This is a genomic window from Actinomadura fibrosa (genome assembly GCF_900659615.1).
Taxonomy (GTDB): Bacteria; Actinomycetota; Actinomycetes; order Streptosporangiales; family Streptosporangiaceae; genus Spirillospora; species Spirillospora fibrosa.
This window is the reverse complement of sequence record NZ_CAACUY010000021.1, coordinates 12665-21419: the sequence shown is the minus strand read 5'-3', so window position 1 is coordinate 21419 and position 8755 is coordinate 12665. Positions and strand designations below refer to the sequence as shown.

General features: G+C 74.1%; 3 protein-coding genes. 2 read left to right on the top strand and 1 reads right to left on the bottom strand.

All coding sequences use genetic code 11. From position 1 onward, the window contains the following. Nucleotides 1-328: 328 nt before the first annotated feature. Nucleotides 329-1912: an MBL fold metallo-hydrolase gene (locus tag E1300_RS10920; protein ID WP_165502791.1), complete on the top strand. Its 1584-nt coding sequence runs from the start codon at nt 329-331 to the stop codon at nt 1910-1912. A gap of 127 nt (nt 1913-2039) precedes the next feature. Next, nucleotides 2040-7067, top strand: coding sequence for a non-ribosomal peptide synthetase (locus tag E1300_RS10915; RefSeq protein ID WP_165502790.1), 5028 nt, complete (start codon nt 2040-2042; stop codon nt 7065-7067). Nucleotides 7068-7278: 211 nt separating this feature from the next. Here the strand turns inward: E1300_RS10915 and E1300_RS10910 are convergent, their stop codons facing one another. Further along, a complete protein-coding gene (locus E1300_RS10910) occupies nt 7279-8643 on the bottom strand; it encodes a sulfotransferase family protein (protein ID WP_165502789.1) in 1365 nt (454 codons plus the stop codon). Between the last annotated feature and the right edge of the window lie 112 nt (nt 8644-8755).

The following is an 8755-nucleotide window of genomic DNA, read 5'->3' as shown; positions in this document are numbered from 1 at the left end:
GGGAAACGGAATTGCGGTGCGGTCACGGCCAATAAGCCATTGAGCCATTCGGCGGCGACAGGGGCGGCGACAGGACGGTGACAGGGCGGCGACAGGGCCGGCGCCGTCCGGCCGCGCGGTGGCCAACTGCGGCATGCGGACAGTTGAACAGCACTGTGTTTTCCGGGCCCGCCGAGTACGATGCGAATGCACTCGGCGGAGATATTTCCCGCCCGGGCTCCGGTCCCTGAGATCTCCGTCGCCGGACACGCCGCCCTCCCATTCGGCGCGGCCGGACGAGAAAACGGACCGCCGCCATTCTTATTTGCGCTCCGGAGGTATGCCGCAGATGGCCGAAGAACAGCTCTTCCTCAAATCGAAGGTCATCGTCGAGCCGCTGGTGGACCGGTTCTTCGCCTGGCCGCACACGATCGCGCCCGTGCAGTCGGCGATGAACCTCGCCTTCCTCCAGGTCCCGCTGCTGGAGTCCTACCTCCAGTCGCCGCAGGTGCACGTCACGGCGAGCGGCAACCCGGAGCTGCGCGGCGGCTACTTCATCAACATCCCCGAGGAGCGCGCCGGCGAGGTCCGCGACCTGCTGGCCGAGATCAAGCGGGAGCGGGCGCACATCCTGCGGTTCGCCGAGGCGATCGCGGAAGGGCAGGAACTGCTCCGGACCAGCGCGACCGGATTCGACCTGACCCCCCTCTACCCGAAGCTGCCCGCCGAGCTCGGAGGCCTGGTCGAGGTCGCCTACGACACCGACAACAACGCGCAGATGCGCTTCATCGAGCCGCTCGTCTACACCAGCGACTACTACCAGGCGTCGCGCCAGTCGGTGCAATTGTCGTTCGAGACGGGAATCGAGCGGCCGTTCATCATGAGCACCCCCCGGCTGCCCTCCCTGGACGTCCTGGAACTCGGCATACCGTTCAATCACCCGGGCCTGGAGGAGCTCTTCAAGGCCCGGGTGCGGCCCACGACCCTGGCCCGCCTGCGTGAGGCGCTGGAGCTGGACGACGCCCAGGCCGCGATGCTCGCCGGCATGCTCAGCGCCGAACCGGCCCTCGCACCGGACCGGCACATCGACGCCGGCGGCCGGATCCGCTACTTCGGGCACGCCTGCCTGGTGCTGCAGAGCCCGGAGGCGGCCATCGTCGTCGACCCGTTCATCAGCGCCGACAGCACCGCCGGCGACCGCTACACCCTGGACGACCTGCCCGACTTCATCGACCTGGTCCTCATCACCCACGGGCACCAGGACCACATCGTGCTGGAGACGCTGCTCCAGCTGCGCGGCCGGGTCGGCAGCGTCGTGGTGCCGCGCGCCTCCCGCGGCAACCTCCCCGACCCCTCGCTGGCGCTGATGCTCCGGCACCAGGGCTTCCCCGTCACCGAGGTCGACGACTTCGACGAGCTCGACGTCCCCGGCGGGAAGGTCACCGCCACGCCGTTCCTCGGCGAGCACTGCGACCTCGACATCCGCGCCAAGTCGACCTACTGGGCGGAACTGGCCGGCAAGAAGATCTTCATCGGCGCCGACTCGTCCGGGATCGACCCCGCGCTCTACCGCTACGTCAAACGGCACCTCGGCACCGCCGACATGGCGTTCCTCGGCATGGAGTGCGACGGCGCGCCGCTGACCTGGCTCTACCAGGCGCTGCTGACCGTCCCGGTCACCAAGAAGATGAGCGACTCGCGCAAGCTGTCGGGCTCCAACGCCGAGCAGGCCGCCGCCATCATGACCGAGCTCGGCGCCGGCGAGGCGTACGTGTACGCCATGGGCGAGGAGCCCTGGCTCGGCCACGTCATGGCGACCACGTACAACGAGGACACCTACCAGATCAAGCAGATCGAGGAGTTCATGGCCTGGTGCAAGGAGCGGCACGTCCCCGCCGAGCACCTGTACGGCCGGCGGGAGTGGCGCTGGTAGCCGGCGCTCCCGTCAGCGGCGGCCGCGCCGCCCGGCGTCCGCCCCGCCGGGCGGCGCGGCGTCCGTATCGGCGATGCCCGCGAACGGCAGGTTCGCTCGCATGGACACCTTCGAGGATGGGGCGGGAATGACTGCTCACGGTGAACTCCACGACCTGATGGCCGGCCAGCTCGGTATCTGGCAGGCCCAGCAGTTCGCGCCGGACAATCCGGTCTACAACATCGCCGAGTACCTGGAGATCCGCGGCGGCTTCGACACCGGGATCTTCGTGCGGGCGCTGCGGCGGGCCCTGGACGAGGCCGACACCTACCGGCTGCGCTTCCAGGTCGTGGACGGAGTCCCCAAGCAGTACGTCGTCCCGCCGTACGACTACGAGATCCACGTGCTCGACCTCAGCGGCGGGCCCGATCCGCGGGCCGCGGCCGAGGCGTGGATGCGGGCGGACGTGCGGACACCGGCCGAACTGATCCGCGGGCAGGGGTTCACCCAGGCCGTCTTCACGCTCGGCCCGGACCACCACCTCTGGTACAACCGCGCCCACCACCTCCTCATGGACGGTTTCTCCGCGCTGACCTTCGTCAGCCGCATCGCCGACGTCTACGCCGAGCTCCTCGCCGGCCGGCCCGGCGCGGACGGGGCGCTGGAGCCGCTGTCCGCGCTGCTGGAGGCGGAGAGCGCCTACCGGTGCTCGCCCGACTTCGGCCGGGACCGGGCGTACTGGCGGGACGCCCTCGCGGGGGTCTCCCCGGCGGCCGTTCCGCGCGCCGGCGACCCGCGGCCGCTGCCGTCCGCGCTGGCGCGGCACACCGAGGAACTCGGCACCGCGGCGACCGCGGCGCTGAAGGCGACCGCGCGCGGGCTGAAGACCCACCTGGCCGGGCTGATGATCACCGCCGCCGCCGTCCTGCGGTACCGCACCGCCGGCGAGCGGGACGTCGTCATCGGCCTGCCGGTGAACGGCCTGCCGGAGCGCGGGCGGGTGTTCGGCCCCGGCATGACCGCCAACATCCTGCCGATCCGGGTCCGGATCGACCGCGGCACCACCGTCGGCGAGCTGGTGGGGCAGGTGAACGCCGCCGTCCGGGAGGCGCTCCGGCACCGGCGCTACCGCTACGAGGACATGCTCCGGGACCTGCGGCTCGTCCGGGGCACGCCGCTGTGCGGCCTGTACGTCAACGTGATGTCGTTCGGCTACCCGGAGATGTTCGGCGGCTGCGCCGTCACCGGCGGGAACCTGTCCACCGGCGCGATCGACTCCGCGCGCGTCGACGTCCACGACCGGCCCGGCGAGGCGCGGATCCGGCTGGACGTCGACGTCAACGTGGACGTCCACGAGCCCGCCGACGGCCGGGAGATCGCCCGGCACCTGCGGCGGATCGTGGACCGGCTCGCGGCGGCCGCGCCCGGCGACCCGGCCGGCGGCGTGGACCTCCTGGACGGCGACGAACGGCGCCGGGTCCTCGGGACGTTCGCCGACGGCGGGGCCCGGGCCGTGGAGCCGGCGACGCTCCCGGCGCTGTTCGAGGCGCAGGTGAAGCGGCGACCGGACGCCCCCGCGGTGGTGTTCGAGGGGCGGACGCTCAGCTACGCGGAGGTGAACGCGGCGGCCAACCGGCTGGCGCGGCGCCTGGTCGAGCAGGGCGGCGGACCCGAGCAGCGGGTGGCGCTGATGATGCCGCGGTCGCCGGAGCTGGTGATCGCGGTGCTGGCGGTCGTCAAGGCCGGGGCGGCGTACGTGCCGATCGACGCGAGCCATCCCGACGACCGGATCGCCCGGATGCTGGAGGACGCCGACCCGGCGCTGCTCATCACGGCCGAGGACGTCCCGGCCCCCGGATACGGCGACACCGACCTCGGCGTGCCGGTCTCGCCCGCCCACCCCGCCTACGTGATCTACACGTCCGGGTCGACGGGCCGCCCCAAGGGCGTGATCGTGTCGCACGCCTCGATCGTGAACCGCCTGCTGTGGATGCAGGACCGCTACCGGCTCGACGCGTCCGACCGCGTGCTGCAGAAGACCCCGGCCGGGTTCGACGTGTCGGTGTGGGAGTTCTTCTGGCCGCTGATCACCGGCGCCGTCCTGGTGGTGGCGCGTCCCGGCGGCCACCGCGATCCCGCCTACCTGGTCGAGACGATCGAGCGCGAGCGCGTCACGACGGCGCACTTCGTCCCGTCGATGCTCGGCGCGTTCCTGCCCGAGGCGGCGCCGGGGCGCTGCCGGTCCCTGCGGCGCGTCGTGTGCAGCGGCGAGGCGCTGACCGGCGACCTGGTCGCGGAGTTCCACCGGCGCCTGCCCGGCGGGCTGCACAACCTGTACGGGCCGACCGAGACCGCGGTGGACGTGACGTACCGGCCCTGCCCCGCCGGCGAGGACGGCGCCGTGGTCCCGATCGGCCGCCCCGTCTGGAACACCCGGGCCTACGTCCTGGACGAGGACCTGCGGCCCGTCCCCGCCGGGACGGCGGGCGAGCTGTACGTCGCCGGCGTCCAGCTCGCGCGGGGGTACCTCGGCCGGTCCGACCTGACGGCGCAGCGCTTCGTGGCGTGCCCCTTCGAACCGGGCGAGCGGATGTACCGGACCGGCGACCTGGTCCGCTGGACGCCCGGCGGCGAGCTGGTCTTCCTCGGCCGGAGCGACGACCAGGTCAAGGTCCGGGGCGTCCGGATCGAGCCCGGGGAGATCGAGACCGTGCTCGCCGCGCACGAGTCCGTCGGCCGGGTCGCGGTGACCGTGCGCGACGACCGCCTGGTCGCCTACGTCGTCCCCGCCGACCCGGCCGCCGCGTCCGAGGCCGCCGCGTCCGCGTCCGAGGCCGCCGGGTCCGCGGGACTCGGCGCCGCGGTCCGGGAGCTGGCGGCGCGGCGGCTGCCCGAGTACATGGTGCCCGCCGCGGTCGTCGTCCTGGACGCGCTGCCGCTCACGGTGAACGGGAAGCTCGACCGCGCCGCGCTGCCCGCCCCCGAGTACACCGCGGGCGCCGGGCGCGCACCCGCGACGGTGCGGGAGGCCACCCTGTGCGCCGCGTTCGCCGAGGTTCTCGGAGTGCCGGGGGTCGGGGTCGGCGACGACTTCTTCGAGCTGGGCGGCCACTCCCTCCAGGCGACCCGCCTGGTCGGCAGGGTGCGCGCCCTGCTGGGCGCCGAGCTGCGCATCACCGACGTGTTCGAGGCCCCCACCGTCGCCGCGCTCGCCGCCCGGATCGGGAACGGCGGGCCCGCCCGCCCCCCGCTCCGCGTCCGGGAGCGCCCGGACCGCGTCCCGCTGTCGGCCGCCCAGCGGGGGCTGTGGCTGATCGGCCAGATCGAGGGTCCCAGCCCGACCTACAACGCGCCGATCGTCCTCGGCCTCTCCGGCGACCTTGACCGGGAGGCCCTCAGGGAGGCGCTGAGAGACGTCCTCGAACGGCACGAGGCGCTGCGGACGGTGTTCCCGGCCGAGGACGGCGAGCCCTGGCAGCGGATCCTGGGCATGGACGAGCTCTCCTGGGACCTGCCCGTCGTCGACGTCGTCAAGAGGCCCGGCTGGCGCGCCCGGCTGCGGCGGCCGGACGACCCGCCCGCGTCCGCGCCGCGGCCGGACGGCGGCCCGCCCGACCTCGCCGCCGCGGTAGCGGAGACGGCGCGGCACACCTTCGACCTGTCCGCCGAGGCGCCGGTCCTGGCCCGGCTGCTCAGGGCGGGACCCCGCGAGCATGTCCTGGTCGTCGTCGTGCACCACATCGCCGGCGACGGCTGGTCGATGGGCCCGCTGGCCCGCGACGTGTCGCTGGCGTACGCGGCGCGGTGCGCGGGCCGCGTGCCCGGGTGGACGCCGCTGCCGGTGCAGTACGCCGACTACGCGCTCTGGCAGCGGGAGCTGCTCGGCGACGACGGCGACCCGCGGAGCCTGGTGGCACGGCAGGTCGCGTACTGGCGCGCGGCGCTCGCCGGAGCGCCCGAGGAGCTGGCGCTGCCGTTCGACCGGCGCCGTCCGGAGGCGTCCAGCCACCGCGGCTTCACGGCCGAGTTCACGGTGCCGGGCGCGGTGCACGAGCGGCTGCGGGACGTCGCGCGCACCGCCGGCGTCACCGTCTTCATGGTGCTCCAGGCGGGCCTCGCGGTGACGCTGTCGCGGCTCGGCGCGGGCACCGACGTCCCGATCGGCTCGGCGGTGGCGGGCCGGACCGACGAGGCGCTCGACGGCCTGGTCGGCTGCTTCGTCAACACGCTCGTGATCCGCGGCGACCTCGCCGGGGACCCGACGTTCGCCGAGCTGCTGGGCCGGGTCCGGGAGGCGGGCCTGGGCGCGTACGCGCACCAGGACGTCCCGTTCGAGCGTCTCGTGGAGGAGCTCGCGCCGGCCCGCTCCCTGGCGCGGCATCCGCTGTTCCAGGTGGTCCTCACCAAGCTGAACACCGATTCCTCGGCGGGCGAGGAGGCGTCCTCGGCGCCGGTCCCCGAGCTGCCCGGACTGGCCGTGGAACTGCTGCCGACGGCCCGTCCGGCGGCCAAGTTCGACCTGGACGTGATAGTCGAGGAGGCCTTCGGCGACGGAGGCGCGCCCCGCGGCGTCCACGGGACGGTGACGGTGGCCGCCGACCTCTTCGACGAGCCGGCGGCCGAGCGGATCGCCCGGTACTGGGCCCGTGTCCTCGCGGCGGTCTCGGCGGACCCGTCGCTGCGCGTCGGCGCGGTCGAGCTGCTGGACGAGGCCGAGCGCCGCACCATCCTGGCCGAGTGGAACGGCGTCCCCGCCGCGCCGCCGCGGCCGTCCGCGCCGGAGCTGTTCGCCGACCGGGCCGCGCGCACCCCGGACGCCGTCGCGGCCGAGGGACTCACCTACCGGGAGCTGGACGCGCGGGCGGACCGGCTGGCGCGGTGGCTGCGCGGCCGGGGCGTGGGCACGGGATCGGTCGTGGACGTGCGCCTGCCGCGCGGCGCCGGGCTGATCGCGGCGGTCGTGGGGACGTGGCGGACCGGCGCGGCCTACGCGTGGAGCGACCCGGCACGGTCCGCGGACACGATTCCCTCCACCGCGCCGGAGGGCGAGCCGGTCGCCACGCTGACCATCGGGGACTCGCTCCGCGTCAGGTCGGCCACCGGGCTCCACCGGACGGTGATCGACACCGAGCCGGCGACCGCGCCCCCCGAGACCCCGCTGACCAACACCCCCTGACCCACCGCCGCCCACCGGCCCCGCGCCCGCCGCTGCCCCACGCCACCAGCTCCCGACCGTCTGGGTCGCGCGGTCCGGACCGCGACGTCTGGGCCGCGACGTCTGGGCCGCGCCGTCTGGGCCGCCTCCGTTCGGAGTTCGTCCGTCGCGCGCGTCAAGGCGCCGCACGATCCCGTCCAAGCGGGCGTGCGGCGCCTTGTCCTCGCGGTTCTCAGTTCTTCGCGGCGGTGTCCTTGGCTCGTTCCCGGCCTGCGGGGACGGGCGCCAAGCCCAGCAGGGCGGACACGGCGTGGATCTCGTCCCAGCGGGTGACGGCGGCTCCGCGGGCCGGTATCCGCTGGAAGTGGCGGAGGCGGCCGGCCTTGCGCTCGACGTCCACGTTCGCCGTGCCGGACATCAGCGCGTCCCAGGTCGCCGGGTCCGCGGCGAGCGTGATCGGGTCGGCGCGCCGGTCCGCCGGCGCGGGCGCCGCGGGCAGGCGCTGTAGCGCGGCCTCCGTCCCGGCGGGGGAGAACCTCCAGGCGAGCGACTGCGACCGGCCGGCCGGGTCGTCGACGACGATCCGCACGACCTGCCCGGCGAGGAAGGGCCACCGCTCCCGGATCGCGTGCAGGTCGCCCGGGGACAGGGCGCCCAGCCTGCCGTCGATCTCGCGGACGGGCGAGGACGGATCGTCGCCGCCGCCGCCGTCCGCGCCGGGACGGCTCGGGGCGGCCCGGTCCGCCCGCGGGTCCGTGCGGCCGACCGCCTCGTTCCACGCCCGGTCCACCGGCCGGTAGCCGAGCATCTCCAGCAGCCGGTTGACGTCCCGGCGCATCGGCGCGGGCAGGAAGGACGCAGGGATGCGGACGCCGCGGCCGAGCGAGTCCGCCGACACCCGGTCGGTGAGCCAGATCTTCTTGTCGCCGGGGCCCTGCCGTGCGTGCTCGACGCGGAAGCACTCCTCGGTGATGCCGGGGACCTGCTTGACGCCGAGGAACGAGAAAATTCTGGCGGCGGTCGGCTCCGGCGCGGTAGCCAGGTCCTCGTACCGGATCCGGAGGCAGCGGTCCGGATGCATCGCCTCGAAGGCCAGCATCCGCTCGACGTGCGCCTGCCAGTACGCGCCGGCCGTCGCCACCATGTTGCCGGGGTACTGCGCGGCGAGGTGCTGGTGCCGGGCGGCGAGCCCGTCGCCCAGGCCGAACGGGTGGCTCTCGACCAGCGACGCGATGACGTCCATCGGATGGCGGTACAGGCTGATGAAGCGCGCCCGGGGGTAGAGCTCGGGGAGGATCTCCGCGTCCCAGACGGAGTCCGGTGACTTGTCGCACCACCGCTTCTTGCCGACGCTCCGCAGGTACTCGGCGAAAGCCTCGTCGACGGGTCGCCGCACCGCCGCGGCGATGTGCTCCGGAAGGCCGGCCGAGGGTCCCTGCCCTCCGGTGCCGGTCCTCGCCTCCTCCAGGATCGTCCGCATCCGCAGGAGATGCCGGAAGGCCAGCGCGACATCGCTCTCCGGCGGGCAGGCCAGCACGGGATGGCTGTCCAGGATGAACCTGAGGAGGGTCGAACCCGACCGGGCCGTTGACAGCACGAATACAGGGGACTCGCATAAGGTGTCGTCGCCGTTGGCGGCAGGATGCATGGCCGGATCCTCTTCAGGTGCTGGGTGGCGGTTCCAGATAGGGCGTGACGCGCCGAGGGTG

What these genes read in the sequence shown, in the direction of transcription:
- E1300_RS10920 (WP_165502791.1), top strand. Translation starts at nt 329, where the DNA reads ATGGCCGAAGAACAGCTCTTCCTCAAATCGAAGGTCATCGTCGAGCCG.
- E1300_RS10915 (WP_165502790.1), top strand. Translation starts at nt 2,040, where the DNA reads ATGACTGCTCACGGTGAACTCCACGACCTGATGGCCGGCCAGCTCGGT.